The organism is Microcoleus sp. T3_B1, from assembly GCF_036700445.1.
In the GTDB taxonomy this organism is placed as follows: Bacteria; Cyanobacteriota; Cyanobacteriia; order Cyanobacteriales; family Microcoleaceae; genus Microcoleus.
Genome location: NZ_JAUBOX010000002.1, coordinates 164,238 through 181,160, shown reverse-complemented (window position 1 = coordinate 181,160; position 16,923 = coordinate 164,238). Strand labels below are relative to the sequence as shown.

21 protein-coding genes are annotated in these 16,923 nt (G+C 42.9%); 2 read left to right on the top strand and 19 right to left on the bottom strand.

All coding sequences use genetic code 11. The features are described from left to right. Positions 1–15: 15 nt before the first annotated feature. The 19 genes from QT990_RS02130 to QT990_RS02040 form a co-directional block, all read right to left on the bottom strand. A complete protein-coding gene (locus QT990_RS02130) occupies positions 16–1,215 on the bottom strand; it encodes a glycosyltransferase (RefSeq protein WP_333464858.1) in 1,200 nt (399 codons plus the stop codon). Positions 1,216–1,492: 277 nt separating this feature from the next. Continuing rightward, positions 1,493–1,804 (bottom strand): helix-turn-helix domain-containing protein, encoded by a 312-nt coding sequence (locus QT990_RS02125; protein WP_333409450.1) that lies wholly within the window; start codon positions 1,802–1,804, stop codon positions 1,493–1,495. 157 nt (positions 1,805–1,961) lie between these two features. Beyond that, the gene (locus QT990_RS02120; protein WP_333464857.1) at positions 1,962–2,459 is read right to left on the bottom strand and encodes a helix-turn-helix transcriptional regulator; all 498 of its coding nucleotides are present in this window, start codon (positions 2,457–2,459) and stop codon (positions 1,962–1,964) included. 82 nt (positions 2,460–2,541) lie between these two features. Beyond that, entirely contained in the window at positions 2,542–2,940 is a 399-nt protein-coding gene (locus QT990_RS02115; protein WP_333106184.1) for a helix-turn-helix transcriptional regulator, read from the bottom strand. 19 nt (positions 2,941–2,959) lie between these two features. Continuing rightward, on the bottom strand, positions 2,960–3,334 hold the full coding sequence (locus tag QT990_RS02110) for a hypothetical protein (RefSeq protein ID WP_333464856.1): 375 nt from the start codon (positions 3,332–3,334) through the stop codon (positions 2,960–2,962). Positions 3,335–3,626: 292 nt separating this feature from the next. Next, positions 3,627–3,773 (bottom strand): hypothetical protein, encoded by a 147-nt coding sequence (locus QT990_RS02105; protein WP_333464855.1) that lies wholly within the window; start codon positions 3,771–3,773, stop codon positions 3,627–3,629. Between the two features lie 193 nt (positions 3,774–3,966). After that, positions 3,967–4,236, bottom strand: coding sequence for a transcriptional regulator (locus QT990_RS02100; protein WP_333464854.1), 270 nt, complete (start codon positions 4,234–4,236; stop codon positions 3,967–3,969). Between the two features lie 170 nt (positions 4,237–4,406). Then, positions 4,407–5,048 (bottom strand): hypothetical protein, encoded by a 642-nt coding sequence (locus QT990_RS02095; protein WP_333464853.1) that lies wholly within the window; start codon positions 5,046–5,048, stop codon positions 4,407–4,409. A gap of 2 nt (positions 5,049–5,050) precedes the next feature. After that, positions 5,051–6,130, bottom strand: coding sequence for an RAMP superfamily CRISPR-associated protein (locus QT990_RS02090; RefSeq protein WP_333464852.1), 1,080 nt, complete (start codon positions 6,128–6,130; stop codon positions 5,051–5,053). Position 6,131: 1 nt separating this feature from the next. Further along, complete coding sequence (locus tag QT990_RS02085; protein WP_333464851.1) at positions 6,132–6,602, bottom strand: hypothetical protein; 471 nt, start codon at positions 6,600–6,602, stop codon at positions 6,132–6,134. After that, complete coding sequence (locus tag QT990_RS02080; protein ID WP_333143752.1) at positions 6,599–7,564, bottom strand: RAMP superfamily CRISPR-associated protein; 966 nt, start codon at positions 7,562–7,564, stop codon at positions 6,599–6,601. The genes QT990_RS02085 and QT990_RS02080 overlap by 4 nt, the downstream gene beginning before the upstream one ends. 29 nt (positions 7,565–7,593) lie before the next feature. Continuing rightward, a complete protein-coding gene (locus QT990_RS02075) occupies positions 7,594–8,214 on the bottom strand; it encodes a hypothetical protein (protein WP_333143753.1) in 621 nt (206 codons plus the stop codon). Between the two features lie 28 nt (positions 8,215–8,242). Next, positions 8,243–9,097, bottom strand: coding sequence for a type III CRISPR-associated RAMP protein Csx7 (gene csx7 / locus QT990_RS02070; RefSeq protein WP_333309478.1), 855 nt, complete (start codon positions 9,095–9,097; stop codon positions 8,243–8,245). A 16-nt stretch (positions 9,098–9,113) separates the two neighbouring features. Beyond that, complete coding sequence (locus tag QT990_RS02065; protein ID WP_333309482.1) at positions 9,114–10,280, bottom strand: putative CRISPR-associated protein; 1,167 nt, start codon at positions 10,278–10,280, stop codon at positions 9,114–9,116. 43 nt (positions 10,281–10,323) lie between these two features. Beyond that, a complete protein-coding gene (locus tag QT990_RS02060) occupies positions 10,324–10,839 on the bottom strand; it encodes a hypothetical protein (RefSeq protein WP_333309485.1) in 516 nt (171 codons plus the stop codon). A gap of 2 nt (positions 10,840–10,841) precedes the next feature. Continuing rightward, complete coding sequence (gene csx10 / locus QT990_RS02055; RefSeq protein ID WP_333309488.1) at positions 10,842–12,110, bottom strand: type III-D CRISPR-associated RAMP protein Csx10; 1,269 nt, start codon at positions 12,108–12,110, stop codon at positions 10,842–10,844. After that, positions 12,097–12,822, bottom strand: a complete 726-nt coding sequence (locus tag QT990_RS02050) for an RAMP superfamily CRISPR-associated protein (RefSeq protein ID WP_333106169.1) — start codon at positions 12,820–12,822, stop codon at positions 12,097–12,099. Before QT990_RS02050 ends, csx10 begins: the two co-directional genes overlap by 14 nt. Further along, positions 12,819–15,206, bottom strand: a complete 2,388-nt coding sequence (cas10, locus tag QT990_RS02045) for a type III-B CRISPR-associated protein Cas10/Cmr2 (RefSeq protein WP_333309490.1) — start codon at positions 15,204–15,206, stop codon at positions 12,819–12,821. Before cas10 ends, QT990_RS02050 begins: the two co-directional genes overlap by 4 nt. Before the next feature lie 61 nt (positions 15,207–15,267). Continuing rightward, positions 15,268–15,474, bottom strand: coding sequence for a hypothetical protein (locus QT990_RS02040; protein WP_333143760.1), 207 nt, complete (start codon positions 15,472–15,474; stop codon positions 15,268–15,270). 114 nt (positions 15,475–15,588) lie between these two features. On the opposite strand from QT990_RS02040, the gene QT990_RS02035 reads away from it, so the two are divergent. Together QT990_RS02035 and QT990_RS02030 are read left to right on the top strand one after the other, a co-directional pair. Beyond that, a complete protein-coding gene (locus tag QT990_RS02035) occupies positions 15,589–15,915 on the top strand; it encodes an MgPME-cyclase complex family protein (RefSeq protein ID WP_172192102.1) in 327 nt (108 codons plus the stop codon). Further along, positions 15,912–16,649, top strand: coding sequence for a hypothetical protein (locus QT990_RS02030; RefSeq protein ID WP_333143761.1), 738 nt, complete (start codon positions 15,912–15,914; stop codon positions 16,647–16,649). The genes QT990_RS02035 and QT990_RS02030 overlap by 4 nt, the downstream gene beginning before the upstream one ends. The last annotated feature ends 274 nt before the right edge of the window (positions 16,650–16,923 follow it).

Sequence of the window (16,923 nt, the reverse complement as noted above, 5' to 3'; positions counted from 1 at the left end):
GGTTTTGCACCCTTCTCAAGCACTCTCAAACAGCGCCACTAATTTTTTTGCCTCTAAATCAACATTGTGTTGTTGAGCAACTCTCTCGGCTCCTGTTTTCCCCATTTGTTCTAGCTTTTCTAGAGGTGCTTCCACTGCCGCACGCATCGCTAGGGCTAATGCTTCTGCGGAACCGGGAGGAACTAACCAACCGCAAACACCGGGTTCTACGAGCTCCGGGATGCCAGCAACATAAGTGCTAATTACGGGTCGATTGAGAGCGAGGGCTTCCATAATTACGACGGGCAAACCTTCAGCAAAACTCGGCAATACCATTGCCCGTGAAGCTAAAATCTCTTGCTGAACTCGATCGCCACTGGCCCAGCCGGTAATTTCTATATGGTTTTGCAGGCCGAGTTGCTGAATCTGCTTTTCAATATCCGATCGCAGCGGCCCGTCTCCTACGAGTACCAACTTAAACTCTAAGCCTTGAACTGCTAGCAAGTTAGCAGCTTCTAGCAATAACAAATGACCTTTTTGTTCGCTGAGACGGCCAATGCAAGCTAAGCGGGGTGCTGCGGGTATGGGGACGTAGGGTGCAGCTAAAAATGCAGCATCTACGCCGCAGTGTATGACGTGAATTTTTGACCAACAAGTGCGATCGCACCACCGAAAAAGCTGACTTTTACCGAAGGAACTAACTGCTGCTACAAAGGTCGATCGCTTAATTTTTTCGTTTAAGGAAAGAAGTGTCGCTTTATCAAATTCTTCAGGGCCGTGAACGGTGAAACTGTAAGTCGGGCCGCCAAGCACGCGGCACAGCATTGCGACTGTTGTGGAATTTGTCCCGAAGTGAGCGTGAACGTGTGCTGTACCCGATTCTGCAAACCAATTTAAAAGAATGCAAGCTTCTGCTAAATAAGCTAGATGCAGCAAAATCCCCCGTTCCGAGTGCCAGCCAACTTTGAACATTAACCTCACAGCTTCGATGAATCGAATGGGCCTAGTTGCGGCAACGCGCAGCAAAGCCCACGCTAACCCCTGTACACCAACTCCTAAGATTACTTTAGTCAATTCTTGCTCTAGTTTGTCGGCCTCATCAACGAGTTCTGACTCGCACGATCGGATCGAAAAACGTGCGACTTTCAGGCCGCAATTTTCAACGGCTATAACTTCTCTGCGGACAAAGCTGTGGCTGACTTTGGGATATAGGTTGACTAGATAAGCGATGTTCATGAACGGGGAGAAACTTTTATAGTAAAACTTAGATTAGTTTAGCCTTTAATCGATCGAAGTCAAGACAGGATTTTGGGTGGGGTTATTTATTCTGTTATGTTTTGATGGATTGGTTCGCGATTTAAGATAAGGGCATCAATGGTTTTATAAACACTGAAAGGCATAGCGACTTCCCAAGCAAAAAAATCTGTTTTTTGTCAGGGATTGTCTCAGCTTAATTATAGGGGGCTAAATTCTAGCCACCTACTTTGTCAGGTGGCTAGAAAAAAATGCAAGATTACGAATTGGCTAAGCAAAGTTGTTGCCGAAGTTCTGGGGGAATCGCTTCAAAATGCTCTAACAGAAAATTCATCAAGGCGAGGTGACGCAAGTCGTGCAGTTGGGGATGGCGGTGCTTGCGTCCCCTGGTAAACCAGCGACGCACAGTAGAAAGCGATCGACAGCAAATGAGAGCTAGAGCTTCTTGCGGGACATCCCATTTTGCGTAGAATTGCTGCGGAGTCATCGCCAGTTGACAGTCAGCGTAAAGCTGAATGATTCGTTTTTCCCGATCGGTAATCGGGCGAGGCGTCAAAGAATGGTGTATCATAGAGGTGATTTTTTAATTTTGAATCGGCCAGTGCCCAATTTGCGGCGCTGGCTTTTGTTTTTGGGGGCTTTGTTTTTTGGCGCGATCGCACTTGACAATCGCCTAGCTAAGCCTTACTCTAACAATATACAACTTAGAATAGTAAAATGTCAACAACTTAATCTGTGTTTTTAGATTCTGCCCTAAAGCTGAAACCAGCTACTTCGGCGACTAAATTCAGATGTTTTAGCGTGGAACGAGCTGGTGACTGTCCGTTCTCCCATTTACTTACAGTCCTCTGGTCAACCCCCAACCGTTCTGCAAATTCTGCTTGTGTCAACCCCATATGGAGACGCAATGCGTTGATGAGTTCGCCATTCCACTGCACCCGATCGCCCGCCTGCTGAACCTGAATTTTCTGGATTAACTTGCGAAATGTTACCCGTTGTGCGTCGAAATCGACTGTTTCCACCCGATATCCTGCCTCCATCCAAGCGGTAGCTTGCAGAGCGCCCTTTTTGCGGTTGCTCCACCAAGCTTGTTGAGTGCGTGCGGAAGGGGGGAGTGCGTCGTTTAGCAATGCCTCTATTTCGGCGAAGTTGAGGGTTACTTCGTCGAGATGGCGATTTTCGCGCAGATAATCTAAGAGCGACTGGTACTTGCTGCCCTCCTTCATGCGGTGTTTTGTGAGGTTTTCAGATATAGAATGCCACAAATCGGGTGAAGGGCAAAATAGCAGCGCGCGATCGCTTTTTTATTTAGGCGCTCGCTTGCGACAGAGGAATCGGAGCAAAAAGAGCGGGTTGGCGATCGTTTCGCGGAATGAGAGCAATTTGGACATCATAGCCTAACTCATTGGCATATTCCGCCAGAGTTTTCAACTCTATGCGATCGCGCGTTCCCTCAATTTGAGATATCCTTCCAGGGCTTTTTTGCACTTCGCGAGCCATTTCTCTAACTGTCAATCCGCGAGAGTTGCGAATTTTTTGCAGCAATTCTCCCAAACTATCTAAAATGAGAAAATATTCTAATTTTTGTTGTAATTCCTCTGCCGTAGTAGGTTTGAGAGTTTCAGGAGGATTGACATCTACCATTGCTTCTGGTTCGGCTAGGAGTGCCGCCAATAAATCGCTTGCTTTGCCATCAATTTTTGTCATATTTTTTACCTCGGTTAGTTTATACTAACACTTGTATGCCATTCCGCGCTGCTTGGATAACTTCGGCTGTCCAATTTAGGAATGCAGCACTAGCAGCATCTTCTGTTTTGCACTCAGCGCGACAGAGAGCAAATTCTGTGTGAGAAATTTGGAAAAAATAAACTCGTGCGCCACCTTCTTCTGCCCGATATTTGAGTTCGTAAATCGGCCCTCCTAAATGCTTTTTGTATCTGCAATTCATACCGTTGGCTTGTAAATCCGAAATCATTTCGATGGCTTTTTTCAAGCAGCTATGCTTGCTGAGTTTCGCCAACTCCAGCAAGTCTGTCAGAATTTGGGGTCGTATTCCTGGTGGATCGTTGGGATGGATGGTGTTATAAGTTTTATAGGACATTGGTTTAGTCTAAGCTAAACGCTTTGTTTAGTCAAGGCTAAACAAATGTGTCGTGAAAATGCAAGATTACGAATTGGGCAAGCAAAGTTGTTGCCGAAGTTCCGGGGGAATAGCTTCATCATGCTCTCAGAGAAAATTCATTAAAGCCAAGTGACGCAAGTCTTGCGGTTGGGGATGGCGGTGGTTGCTTCCTCTGGTAAACCAGCGACGGACGGTAGAGACCGATCGACAGCAAATTAGGGAGATCCTGCGAGATCCTTTGGTGCTGAGTTCCCCAAATCGCACATTCTTCCTAAGCTGACGCGATCGCCCTTGACCGAATGGAGGATTGGGAAAGGGCGATCGCGCGTCTGAAAAAGTACGGGAAGTAATTAGCTCGATCGATTAAAGTCCCCTTGCGGGGAAGAGGTGAAAACTGAAACAACTGTTCAATCACCATACTAGAGGCGTGTTTCCATCCTCTTGCGGGGTAAGTTGAAAGACTTGTTGAAGTCTTTGGAAAATTTTCACTCTCCAGTCTTCTAAAGAATAGCTGTCATTTTGATAAAAGTCAAGCCCTTCTCAGCGAAAAAAGAGCCGGATGATTATAATCTCCCGAACTCTTTTTTCTTCTCGATACTATTGAGTATTGCTTACTCGAACTGAGCAAGAACGATTTCCTGGTCAGGGAAATTAGCGACTAATTTTAGACTCCCACCAAGAGCATGGATGTAGCGAGAGAGGGCAGAGAGTTGAATATCCTCTGCGTTATCCAAGTCAGAAAAAGCAGACTCAAAAGTGCTAAGTTCTTTTTCCAGATCCTCATCTGTATAACCCAACGACTTTAGCTGTTCCAAAAAGGTAAGATGAAGTAAGGCGAGTTGAACTCGCGTTTCATTTTTTGCTCTTCGCTCTGGCGTCATCCGCTCTCGTAATACACTAAAAGGCTTTGTTCTCATGTCTTATATCAACGTGTGTCCACTTTGGTGTTCTGATGGTGGTGAAGAGTTGGCAATTTACAGCCATGCTTTATTCTCGTATCAACGCTTCTTATACCCCAAAATCATCAGACCTTCAGCAACGCTCAATATTCTTATTCACAGTATTTGACTTTTCTAAGACTGCCATCTTCCTTAAGGTCTAAAACCTCAACTTTCACCACTTGATTTTCAGAAAGAGATTGTGCTTTTTTCGGTTCTTTTTCAGTTAGCCTGATAGTTCCCAGAATTTCATATGTCACCTTGTTTCCTTTTACAGCAGTAACTTTGGCTTCGACAATTTGACCCATTGCAAACTCATGACTGCCGATCGCCTTAGCAATTTCAACTTGCCTCGCTGACTCTACAACTGGAGTCACAACTTCTCCAATCGGCCCTGCTTCTTTGTAGTAACGCATCAAACGAGATGCCCAACCTAAAATTTGCAGCAAAGTGCTAGCATCCCCTTGAAATCCTTTGAGACAATCGCTACAAGCTTTATCGATGCTGCGGTAATAATCTGTGGTTTTGCCACTGTGTCCGATTTGTCTGCCATTACCGACTAGGGTTTTAAGATACTTGAAAAACCTGGAATTGGCATCAGCTCGATCTTGATTAACTGCATTGCGGAGATAGGCGATCGCCTTTCCCAATTCATTTACATCGGTTTGTTCTTTAACTAAAGTTTGAGCGATTGCGTGGGCAATTCCCCACTGGTTTTCGGTCAAAGATTCTGTCACTAATTCAGTATTCGACATCTTTAATACATTCCTGTTGGAGGTTCGCGATCGGTCGGATATTTCAACACTTTAGCTAGTTGTTGCAGTTGAGTTGCTTGCACTAAACTAGAATGAGCAGCTTGAATATTTTTTTGCATAAATTGTTGCAATTTTGTGCCAGTCATGCTGTCAGATTCTGGAGGATTGTAGGAGGAATAGCGATCGCGCAAATCTCCCTTGTTCTGCAACACCCTCGCCGCTGTCACCTCCACAGTCATTGTTCCCATGCCGATCGGCTTCCCGCCGCCTACCTTGAGGGCGATCGGATACTTTGGATCTTGCCCCAACACAATCAAAAGCGTTCCTAACTCTGCTGCTGTTAAGTTTTTGAATTGTATCTGTGTTTGGAAAGTATACTCTTTAGCCGCTTGCTGAACGGTAATTCCTTGATTTTGACCTTTGTCGATCGCCCGAATTGTGTGATAGTAAAACTTGCGCCCTGCTACGTTGCCTCTTGCGTCAAAATATGCTCGTCTTTGATCGGGACGGGGACGATATAAAGATGGCATAAATCCCGTAGCAAAGCCTGTATTTTCGCATTTAGCATCGCTGAATTCAATTAGCCCTTGCCAATCTAAGGCACCGAATACTTGACTTGCCGGACAGAGTTCTTGTTTATTTTTACATGGCAAGCGTTCTTGCGGAATTTTATCTCTGTATCTTGATGTAATTACTGCTAAAGTGCTGTTAGTAATGGCTTCGTATGCTGACCGGATGCAGCCTTTGAGAGAACTACCTTGAATTGATAACTTTTGGTCAATATTTTGAACCATTGTTTTGATTAAAGGGACGCGACTGCCTATGTCGCTACCCATGACAACTACGCCTGTAGAGACGTGCAAAGTAGTCTGAACTTTCAGAGTTAGAAACAAAGTTCCGTGCAGGCGATCGCCCAAATATTGGTGATGTCCGGCCGGAGGTTTTTTTGGCGGTCGTTCCTTGGGGAAACTAATTAATTCATAAGGTTTAGGTTCTCCAGTTTCAGCGGGATTATTATTAGAAACCGGACTACTTGGCGGCGGTGTAGAACGTCGGGGCTTGGGTGGGAGATTTGTAGTCATGTTAACTCCTGACTGTGAGGGCGACAAAATGAACCGTAGCAGTTCTTTTTTCTTGAAAGTATCGCTGACCTATGCTAATATTGTTAGAGAGAATTTTTTCATCATTTTCTCCTTTATAGACAAAAGTTTTAGGGAATTTTGGTTCGTCAAGGGGGTGAAAGTAAGCCGTGCGATCGCACCATTCCCAATTTTCACCGATCGGCTCAAATCCTTCTAAATCGGCTTCAACTCGACTCAGCAGTAAGGCTTGATATGCACTTCCCTGCTTTTTCCAGCGCAATTCGCGATCGGCATTAAACATTTGCCCTTCAAAACCGGGGAAAAACTCTTCGGGCAATTTCATGCAAATGCCGCTGACTGCGTGGGGCGATCGCACAAAATAATAACTTTCCTCAGTTGCTAACTTTTCTAACAACTCTTTAACTTCATCTTGTGACAAACCCGATCGAACATATACAAAACCTTTCTTCATGCTGCGGCACCTGTTAAAAGCTTACTCCAAGCACAAACTGCACATTTAAATAAATTCGGTACACCAGTCTCACCGTCGCCTTGCCATTTTAGCTGCACTCCAAAACCTAAATCCATCGCTTCAGCAGCAATAGGGGTTTGTTCGCGATCGGGTTTAGAAAAGCCATAATTTGCGGCTTCTTCAGTGTCTAAAAATTCTCCTGCACCCAGCAAGAAAGCCTGTCCCCATCGACCGGGTTTGACTATTTGTTGAATTTGGCGATTATCTTCATCTAATTTACAACCAGGATATTGAACTACGGCTTCGTTATATTTGACTGTCACCGTCCCCAAACCGCGAGATTTAGCAAAACCGATTCCAAACCAGCCCTCATTTAAGTCTCGCAAAACTAAGCCAATCAAGCCTAATTGTGCTAATGAAAAGTTTTTGAGATGTATTTTAGTGCGAAATTCTCCGGCGGTGCAGACTTGGTAGTTAAAGGGGCCAACGGCTACGGAACCGAAAACGCGATCGATCGCGACTCCATTGCGTTCTTGAATTTTGAGCTGTTTCTTATCAATTGGGTGAGCATCTTGGATTCTAAGTCTGCTAGCAATTGAAGTATTTCCAAACATTTGGTCTGTAAAAGAAGATAACCGATAAATATCTTGGGAATCAGGGATACTCTCAAGATACTTTAATTCATCCCGATTAAGAGGATTGCTCGCCCATAAAGTATCTCCATTAGTAGGACGTTTGTCTGTACCTACTGTCCTGACAATTCTCTCAGCATGAGCGCGAATAGCACCTTTTAAACTGCTTCCCGGTAGATAAATTGACTTTCCTCCTGCATGGTAAGTCTCGACAAATTCCATATCTGGTTTAGTTGGGTCGGCTCCTTCTTTGCCGGATTTGATGAGAATTGGGCCGTCGGGAATGAGAGTTAAGTCAATTGTACAGTGGTTGACAAGTCGTTTGTGCATAGTTTAGTAGGTCTAGGGATAGTTTAAGATTAAGCCGTTACTAACTGATTTAGCTGAACTTCACACTGTTGGAAAACATAGTTAACGGCAGCAAAGAGTGGATCTAGCTGTTCTATTAAATAGCGGTTAACATTTTTGGTAAAAACTGTTTCTTCCAATTTGCCAAACTCCCAATCTTTGCCGTTGGAAACAATACCAAAAATTATTACCTGAAGTTCATTGTTAAGTTGCTGTGCTGCAACCATTTCAGCTAGGCACTGCGCCCAACCTTCATCGAACTTGTCTTGCTTGGCCTCAACTAATAGAAAATAAGGCTTGCCAAACACAAATTTTCCTAAAGGGGAGCGTTTAGTCAAAATATATTCAGGAAAACCACACAGATTCTGGTCGTAAGTAAGAGACTTATGGCTCCATAAAACAAACTTAGTATAATAAGATTTCCAAACTTCTTTGAGAACTGGATAGATCAAATTTTCGCACACAGCAAACTCTGAATTGTCCACAACTGCTTCCCGCATCATAAATGCTAAGTCTTCCCGAAAATAGTCAGGGATACTAAATGCAGTTTCTCCCATAAAATTAGCTTCAGTGTAAGTAATCTGAAACTCTTGGAGAACTTCACCGATATCTTTATAATTGCTGAAACTCATATTGACCTCCTGTGTGGGATGTTTAGTTTTAGCCTTGAACTATTTGAGTTGGAGATGATTGAGAAGTTTTATTTTTCAGGAGTTTATCGATCAGCTTTTGTACCCAGTCATCTTTATAATCGGCTGCATCTTCATAAGCCGTTTCATCTCCCATCACTAACTTTTTTAAGTATTCTAACAAAAATTCGGGATGGTCTTCGACATCAATCCAGCGCATCTTATCAATTTCTAGTTTAACCACTCCTAAGCCGCGCGATCGCCCTCCTCCGAGAGGTATTTGTTCGGTCTCAAATTGATGCAAACCAATCATTAATAAACCCAATTCCCAATCATGAGCATTTTCAACTACTGCTTTAAAATCAAAGGGAGTTGCGGCGGGGACAACTTGGTAGTCGTAAAGTTTGCCATCGGCGGCGGTTTCTGTGTCTCTGTCAATGGCTACGCCATCTCGTTCTTGATATTGCCCGAACCACGCATCGGGTTGTACAGTTAAGTCGCGAACTTGAAATTTGCTGGCCATCCAAGGAGTGCCAAATAAACTGCCAATATCGTCTGTTATTTTGATGAGCTCTTGTGTTAGCTCAAAGTCATTATTCTTGTGTTCATTTTTCAAATCTTTGACTTGATTGTTTCTAATTGAACTTGTGTAGTTAGCCGGATCTTCGGCTAGATTTGGGTCGATACCTCGGAGGAAGCTCTCTAAGCGCGATCGTAGTGCACCTTTAAAGCTTGAACCGGGAATCAAAGGTCTACCCAAAGCATCTTTGATTACAGGTAGATCGGAGCCAGTGGGTTCGGTCGATCGACCTTTACTAATGCGTAATGCGGTTACAGTTATGAGCGTTCCTGTGATTTCCAGTCGGTTTTTGAAGGTGTCAAACATTTCTTCTTTGCCTAATTTAATTTGTTTCTTTTCCTTCTACATAATCATGAGTTCCATAATATCGCAGAGTTAGATTTCCATTTGAGACTTTACAACTAACTCGCCAATGTATTCCAACATAAAAATGATAAACTTCTTTTTCTTTTGCTCCTTTGTAGGGAGAATAACTAACTGATTTCACTAAATCTCTAGTATCACCGTTAGATTCTTCGAGTAAGCCCGAAACTTTAGCCAATGTTTCTTGGAGTTTAACCTTTTCTTGTGCCGTACTAATGTTGTTATAGTCTCTGGGAAACCTATTTTCGTCGTAAGATAGCCTGGGAAACTCTTGTAACTTCTGTGACAAAAACTCATCTTTACACTGATTCCAAATAAGCTGTCCCCAATTAGAAATGGTCATTTTGCCATCAATTTCTGCAATCATAGCTTCTGGAATGTTTTTTGTTTTTGATGGAAGTAGCCCAGCACCAGCATCGAGTAATGCTAGAGTAGGTACATGATCTGTCAGCCGGGAATAATCTACGGTTATGGGTAAGCGAGGTATAGTAATTAAATTTGAGCTCGCTCCTTCAAAAACATAGATAATTTTATCGGCATAAAACATCCCCATTGTATTCATACATCCTTGCAATGCTTTAAATCCACCTACCAAATTGAAATAGATTTCATAGTTTTTTTCCTTGTCTTCCTTTACTCGTCTATCAAGCCAATCTAGTAAATTGTCAATTCCCTGATTGAAAACTTTATTATCTGCTGTTGAAAGTTTTTCAGGTGTATACACTTCAACACTAATTTTTCGATCCCGTAAAAATTTTTCAACAAGATTTGCTGTAACTTGTCCCTGTGCTGTATCTGTAGTAATTAGAACATGATGGTCTAGCTTACCGTTTTCTAGTTGATCATTATACAATCCATAAATACCATTCAGTTCAGCACTCGCTTCTTTAATTCCGATTGTATTAACTTCATTGAGTTTGGTTTCAGCACTCTGCTTTAAGCTTTTAATTATCTTATCAATATCCGAACCCTTTTCAAGGTTTTTTTCAGTTAGATTAGCATTATCCTGCAAGCAAAAATACCAATCTGATTGAGACTTTTTATTACTATTAATTTGATTAGTAAGTAAACTTGTACCAACAGTTGAAATGACTAAGCGACGTATCTCTTTATCTTTAGTAGACATAAATTTTTCTCCTAATTTTTGAGCGCTCGATCTTGATGTCTGTTTAACTTTCTTGACCTAAATTTTTCTCTCCTACCATTGCTGTATGCTCTCGTGCTAGATAGCCTAGATAGAGCTGTGCAATTTTGAGATGAATATTTCTTTCTATTCTCTCCCGATTCTGAGTATCGGTCAGGTAAGATTCCAGAGGATTACTTTTAGGTAGATTCTTTCTCATTTTTTGTAATATCTTTGTAACGTCCTCATTTAATTTGTCAAGTTCTTTAACTAATGCTATCGCAAACATATCTTCCTCGTTGAGGATTTTCCAGATAGGACTAGAATCTTTGCGACCTATCTGATAGCGAATGTAGTTTTTGATAACTTCAAGGGAAGAACTGGAATCAGTAGCAACAGCCAGAACATTTTTGAAGGGAGATTTTTTATCTTTTGTGGCAATGGAGAATTTTTTAGCTATCCTGTTTACTTTTTCAATTATTGCGTCCATCTGGTTACTGATTTCTCGCTCAATTCTGAGTTCTAATTGTTCTTGTAAGGATATATCTAAAATTTCTAACATATCTACACTGCCTCCTCTCTAAATATATTATGAAACTGGTTGCAAATTTTAATTTGTCCGAAACCTTCGCAAGTGCGATCGCCCAATCCCCTCATTTCCAACTCTCCCAATCTCTTAATCCAAAGCTCGGGTTGAGTTGTACTGAACAAATAAACCGCTCCTTTCGTGGTAATCAACTCTACATCTTTCATCAACCCCCAGCCCGCATTCCAACCAGACATAAAATCATAACTGCTATAAGCCGCCTCCAAATGCAAAGATTTATCTTGAGCTTCAACCCCTGCAAACTGGTGCAACATCTTTTTGGATATTACAGTGGTACGCAGCCAATTTTCAGTCAGTATAGCATCGGATTGCAAGTCCAGGGTGAAGTAAGTGCGGTTTGCTGGTGACTCTTGAATAGGATTGCCAAAAACTTCCCATTTGTACCAACGATCTTTTAGCTTTTGATTGAATTTAGTGATGCGATCGCTCACATCTATCTTAGCATCAATAGGCTCTTTTGTCTCAATTTCAACTTTCCCCAATCCTCGGGAAGTCGAACCGCCTAACCGAAAGCTTTGATGGCGTCGATCGATAAAATTCCGCAGAGATTCTGCTAAATCCTGTTCCACTAAAATCGCACCTAGATAGTAAACAGGATCTTGTTTGGTTTCCTGAGATTCATTCAAAACCTCCAGACTGTAAAGTATTTCTTCCTCAGATGTAGCCCTGCGACGATTAATCCCCACTCGCGTTAGTAGGCGTTTGTTGACCTTAAGACTGTGATACATATCGTCGAATTTACCATAAAAAGTAATGCCAGCAGAATCAACTCTCCCTCCATCTTTTGGGCAATTTGGATCGTAGGGATATCCATAAGATTCAGCACAAAAGCGATCGATTAAAGTGTCAAAAACGCCATTTCTTTCTGGATCGTCCTCTTCCTCTTTGAAACCCGGCTTATTTTTAGAACTAAGTGCTGTTGCAGGTAAAACTCCATATTCTTCAAATGTATCTTTAGAGACTAGATCGCCATCAAATATCAGTGCTGGATAAGCATTTTGAAAAATTGCGGGATTTTCACTCAAGAATAAAGCTTGAAAATCGCCGCCATTTTTGGTCAAATCAGTCGATAGCCCATTCGATAGATCCAAAATTTGAGCAGCCACAGCACCCCGAATCACCGTACCGGGGATATAGTCTACAGCTTCGCCGATCGAACCACCCGGTTTCTGACGGGCGATCGCCAAAGGAGACAAAACCTTAATTTCCAGTTCAATTCGCTGCATTTTCCCCTCCCTTCGCTAGACAATCCCAATCTGCATCAGTAACTTCAAAATTCGGTAAAGTTTCCCAACTCAGCCATCCCAAACCAGCCGATTTACTTCCACCTAATGCGTGAATGTGCTTGAAACCCGCCAATATCAAAGGTTTGGCATAATCGGGACAATTTGGTAACAGATGAATTTGACCCTCAAACCTCAGTGAAGCATGAGGTGGAGAAGTCTCTAAAAAGTAAAGTTTGTTTTCTTCCGCGGTGCGACGGCGGCGATTCATTGTGACTCCCGGACGTATAAAATCAGCTAAATTTTCCGGATTTTCCGTACAAATTAAATCTTCAAAAATTACCCGCGATGGCAAAACAGGATCGCCGAAAATTTGACTAATCAAACAGTGATAAGTCTCATTATATCCTAAAACTTCGTATTCGCTGCGCTTAAATTTATCCGGTGCATTTTCTCGGCGAATTACCATGTTTCCAGGACTAGGAGACTCGGAAATCTCCCAACCCAAGCCTCTAGCAATTTTCTCGCATTCGTGGCGGAGGCGACCTTTGATTTGAGAACCGGGAATTAACAGATTTCCTTCTGAATTGCGGACAATTGGTTTATCTGCAAGGGAACCGGAAGAACCGCCCGCGCCTACACACAAAGCTGTATCAATTACTGCTGTAAGTGTGTAAGGCTCAATTGACCTTGATAAATTCGTGAGAACAATCATGATTCAACCTCCGCATCTACCGATATTTCTGAACTAAATTGGGAATCTTCTAATTCAATTAAATCGTAAATATCTACAATTTCTCGCCAGATGGTTTCATATACGGTTCGTTTGTTTTCCTCTATCACAGACATCCAGGGAGCTAGATTACCATTATTTTCGGGATCTTTTGGTTTGCACCAAGCTTCTTCAAACTCTTTTTTAAGTATTTCTGAATTACCATCTTTGAGTCTGGTTCGGAAATAGCGGTAGTTGAGAATTGTTGTGTTTTTCCCTTGTTCTAGGAAACTGCGAATTTGGTAGAGTTGCGATTTGGGAAATTCAGCTTTTTTCAAGGCTTTGACAGACTCAATCAATCCACCAATTTCATGCAAAGTGTACGGTGCGGCGTACAACTTAAGTTCTTGAGGACTGTCTTTGGTTAATGCTTTCTTGCGGAAGTCCTCGATGCTAGATGAAAGCGCAGTTACAGATTTCATCACAAAAAAATCCACTGTACCTCCACAGTATCCGTGCTGTCTTAAATCTTTAGCACGTTTTTTGGCTGACTTGAGCAATTGTTCGTAAAGTTTTTTTGCGTAGTAAATCGGAGTTTTATAGTCGGCAATCAACACGCCGATAGATGTACTTAATTGACAATTAGTAGTTCCTGCATTTTGACTTAAGTAGCGGTGACACTTACTGAGATCGATAGGTTTTTCTGATGGCTGAGTTTGATAGTCACCTTTGATTTCCACATTGGGTATCTGAACTTGTCTGAGCAAAATTTGTTCAAACTGTTCTCCGATGGTTTTGGCGATCGCCAATGCCCGATCTGCTGGTACAATCAAGATAATATCATCGCCACCAATGGTAATAATCTCAAAGGGATGAATCCAAGCACCCTCTGGAAGAGTCGATTCTGACTTGTTATTTTCTTTAAGCTGGTGAGGATGAAGATGCTCGGCTAAGGCTTGAAAAACAGCATATCTAGTAGCATTGTCAACATCTTCGCTAAATTCTTTATATTTTTGGGGAGTGGTAATTTTTTGAATATAGCCACCCATGTTATTGCCGTCAGCATAGATGTAGGCTACAAAGCCATTACTCACACTGCCAAGCTGAGTTAAAGATTCAGATATTTTAACTTCTTCAAGGTTGTAGTTGTAACTGCCGCAGTATTTATTAAGTTTTTCGGGATGCTTTTTTAAGAAATCCTCAAACTTGTCAACCCAACCTTCAATGACATCAGCAGCCCATTCTTTGTTTGTGTACCAATGAGTTTCTTTGATTTCCCCCTGCTTAGCCCGATCGCCCGCTTTGCGTTTGCGCGCAGAAACCTCCGAAAACCAAGGATTGCCCGGAAGACCTTTTTGATTGGGATTTTCGGGATGGTCGGTAGCCCGAGTGATAGCCGATCGGCGATCGGCCTCATCCCTTTGCAGATAAGGGTGCGTTTCCAACATCGGCGGGTAGCGACGGCTGGGGCGCTCTTTAAAGTCATTGCCGCTGCGCCGCTGATTAAACATCACGGCCAATTTAGTAGTTAATTCATTAAAACTCTTGCGATTTGCAAACGCCTCTTCCACACAAGATGGATCGACAGGTTCGTTTGAGTCTTTATCCAGCTTGCCAAAGTAAGCCTCAACCACGGGATTTTTATATTCTTGGCGGTATCGATCGAGCCAAAAGGTTTGTTCTATCGGGTCTCGCAGCAAACCAAATCGAATTTCTAAAAGCTTAAACCTATCTCCAACCGCGCATGAATTAGCAGTTAGGGTTACATAGGAATAGCGTTTTTCAATGGCATCAGCTAACTCATCCACAAAAGCTGCTGGACAGAAAGCTAAGATATTGCCACCAGTAGAATAAACAATCATTTCAGGAATCAAAGCTTCTGAAAGCTTGGCTTCGTCAAGCTCGGGTTCGCCTGGAAAGTTTTTATCCACCCACTCTCTTACTTTTGGCAAGTAAATATTGTAACGTTGAGATTCAGGACGTTTGTCAAAAAAAGCAGGTAAATCAACTAAGTTGATGCGGTCTAGCAGTGCGGATGCACCGCGAATATCTGGCAGTTTAGCGTCTTCAAATACATACTGCTTAACCTTAGTTACACCACCGTAAACTAAGCCAATTTTTCCCGGCTGATTCCACAACTTCGGGTATTTATTTTGCAAATCAGTAATTGTTTCGGGAAACTCTTCTCTGGAAATCTTTTCTGGAATAGCGAGAAGTTCCTGAACCCGATCGACAATTTCCCTCACATCCTCCGGCACTTCCTCCCCAGAATTCAAAGCCCCTCGCATTTCCTGCAACACGCCGATCTCAAATTGAGGTTCGCGTTTATCGCCCCAAGCCAGACACCAAGCAATACCAGTCGCGATCGCACTCCAACAACTTTTCATATGCAAACCACTCCCAATCAGGTTTAACAGCCCCCAGATTGCCTCAATAATTGGTAATTATTCAACCTGCAATTCCATCTAATTTCCTATTGTCACCTAAATTTTCCCGAAAATCACCAGCCCGAAAAATAATCGCCCAAATCCCCAAAAAACCAGCCACTCTCGCAACACTCACAACTCCCCCAACTCTCACCACCAAAAATTTTTCTGAAGCGACTTGCTCTGCATCTACCCAAGATGACAGCAAATAAGGTAAAGTAAACGGCACAAGAGTCTAGAACTCTCCAACGATCGCAACTCCGCAAACCCGCCCCTGACCAGCAAAACTGGTCGGTACAGGCGGCATTAACTGCTAACCGTCAACCCCTAACAACCGAGAAAAATGCAAACCTACTACTACGTTTTAGCCAGCCAACGCTTTTTGCTAGAAGAAGAAGCCCTAGATGAAGTGTTTAAAGAAAGAACTCGCAACTACAACGAACAAGAAAAACAAATAGACTTCTGGTTGGTCAAACAGCCAGCTTTCCTAGAAGCACCGACAATGGCAGAAGTTAAAGCAAAATGCCCTCAGCCAGCCGCCGCTATTATTTCTACAGATCCTGTCTTCATCACTTGGTTGAAACTGCGATTAGAATATGTACTGACAGGTGAATTTCAAGCACCATCACCAACTATTCCCGATGCCCTTGCCTCCCTACAGACAGCATGAACAAAATAGCAAAATATCAGACAAAACAACTAACAACAATTAGGGGTAAACTGTACAAATTTATTTTGTCTCTACCCCTATTTTCTGCTACTTCGATCGCCCTTTTGGTATTGACAATTTTCTCGACTTCTGTTAAAGCTGAGTCGAGCTGCCAACCGCCCCAGTCCGATGAATATCTACTGTTAATTGTCACCCCAACACCCGAACAGCAAGAAAGAGCAAAACGCTCTTTCCCTGGAAATACTAACAACACAGTTTGTCAGTACATCAACGACACGGTGACGCGAGTTGGCGGCTTTCGCGACTCGCAAATCGCCAGCGATTGGGTTAAATACATCGAAGATGTTGTCGGATTGCAAGCTTACGTAGTACGATCGCCCGCAGCGGCACTACCCCAAAATTTGCCAGTCTACAACCCTCAGCCAGCACCAGGTTCTGAACCAATCACCAATCCTTCAACCGGCAATCTTGCCTTCAATCCCCAACCCCTGGGGCCTGGTTATGCAGTGTTAGTCGATTACTTCAACCAACCCGAATTAGCCTCGCAAGTCAGGGAAGCATTAGGCACGCAAGTAGGCTTAGCTTCCTACGGCCAGCGTCCCTTTTTATTCGTCGCTTATACAACGGATCAAAACGCCGCTACTGCTGCCGTAAAAGCATTGAGCGATCGAGGTTTTTGGCCGATGTTAGTAGACAGCCGCCGAGTTACCGTAATTTCTCCCGCTGTTCGTTAAAAGATAACCTACCCCCACCATCATTCGGATCGTGAAATCGCTACTAAGCTGAGGCGCATCTAAATTTTACAGTCAACTTTGATGAAATTATTGTGGGGTGGGCGTCTCGCCCGCCCGAAAAATACAACTTAGGATCGCGAATTAAATAACTTACAATTTTAATTGTTATTGTGGGATGGGCGTCCCGCCCGTCCAAAAAGGACGGGCGGGACGCCCATCCCACAAACTTGTGGAAGTTATTTAATTCTCATTCCTTAGATGCGGAATAACTTAC

Bases quoted from the DNA above. Each gene is read 5' to 3' on its own strand.
- QT990_RS02130 (WP_333464858.1), bottom strand. From the start codon at position 1,215: ATGAACATCGCTTATCTAGTCAACCTATATCCCAAAGTCAGCCACAGC.
- QT990_RS02125 (WP_333409450.1), bottom strand. From the start codon at position 1,804: ATGATACACCATTCTTTGACGCCTCGCCCGATTACCGATCGGGAAAAA.
- QT990_RS02120 (WP_333464857.1), bottom strand. From the start codon at position 2,459: ATGAAGGAGGGCAGCAAGTACCAGTCGCTCTTAGATTATCTGCGCGAA.
- QT990_RS02115 (WP_333106184.1), bottom strand. From the start codon at position 2,940: ATGACAAAAATTGATGGCAAAGCAAGCGATTTATTGGCGGCACTCCTA.
- QT990_RS02110 (WP_333464856.1), bottom strand. From the start codon at position 3,334: ATGTCCTATAAAACTTATAACACCATCCATCCCAACGATCCACCAGGA.
- QT990_RS02105 (WP_333464855.1), bottom strand. From the start codon at position 3,773: ATGGTGATTGAACAGTTGTTTCAGTTTTCACCTCTTCCCCGCAAGGGG.
- QT990_RS02100 (WP_333464854.1), bottom strand. From the start codon at position 4,236: ATGACGCCAGAGCGAAGAGCAAAAAATGAAACGCGAGTTCAACTCGCC.
- QT990_RS02095 (WP_333464853.1), bottom strand. From the start codon at position 5,048: ATGTCGAATACTGAATTAGTGACAGAATCTTTGACCGAAAACCAGTGG.
- QT990_RS02090 (WP_333464852.1), bottom strand. From the start codon at position 6,130: ATGACTACAAATCTCCCACCCAAGCCCCGACGTTCTACACCGCCGCCA.
- QT990_RS02085 (WP_333464851.1), bottom strand. From the start codon at position 6,602: ATGAAGAAAGGTTTTGTATATGTTCGATCGGGTTTGTCACAAGATGAA.
- QT990_RS02080 (WP_333143752.1), bottom strand. From the start codon at position 7,564: ATGCACAAACGACTTGTCAACCACTGTACAATTGACTTAACTCTCATT.
- QT990_RS02075 (WP_333143753.1), bottom strand. From the start codon at position 8,214: ATGAGTTTCAGCAATTATAAAGATATCGGTGAAGTTCTCCAAGAGTTT.
- csx7 (WP_333309478.1), bottom strand. From the start codon at position 9,097: ATGTTTGACACCTTCAAAAACCGACTGGAAATCACAGGAACGCTCATA.
- QT990_RS02065 (WP_333309482.1), bottom strand. From the start codon at position 10,280: ATGTCTACTAAAGATAAAGAGATACGTCGCTTAGTCATTTCAACTGTT.
- QT990_RS02060 (WP_333309485.1), bottom strand. From the start codon at position 10,839: ATGTTAGAAATTTTAGATATATCCTTACAAGAACAATTAGAACTCAGA.
- csx10 (WP_333309488.1), bottom strand. From the start codon at position 12,110: ATGCAGCGAATTGAACTGGAAATTAAGGTTTTGTCTCCTTTGGCGATC.
- QT990_RS02050 (WP_333106169.1), bottom strand. From the start codon at position 12,822: ATGATTGTTCTCACGAATTTATCAAGGTCAATTGAGCCTTACACACTT.
- cas10 (WP_333309490.1), bottom strand. From the start codon at position 15,206: ATGAAAAGTTGTTGGAGTGCGATCGCGACTGGTATTGCTTGGTGTCTG.
- QT990_RS02035 (WP_172192102.1), top strand. From the start codon at position 15,589: ATGCAAACCTACTACTACGTTTTAGCCAGCCAACGCTTTTTGCTAGAA.
- QT990_RS02030 (WP_333143761.1), top strand. From the start codon at position 15,912: ATGAACAAAATAGCAAAATATCAGACAAAACAACTAACAACAATTAGG.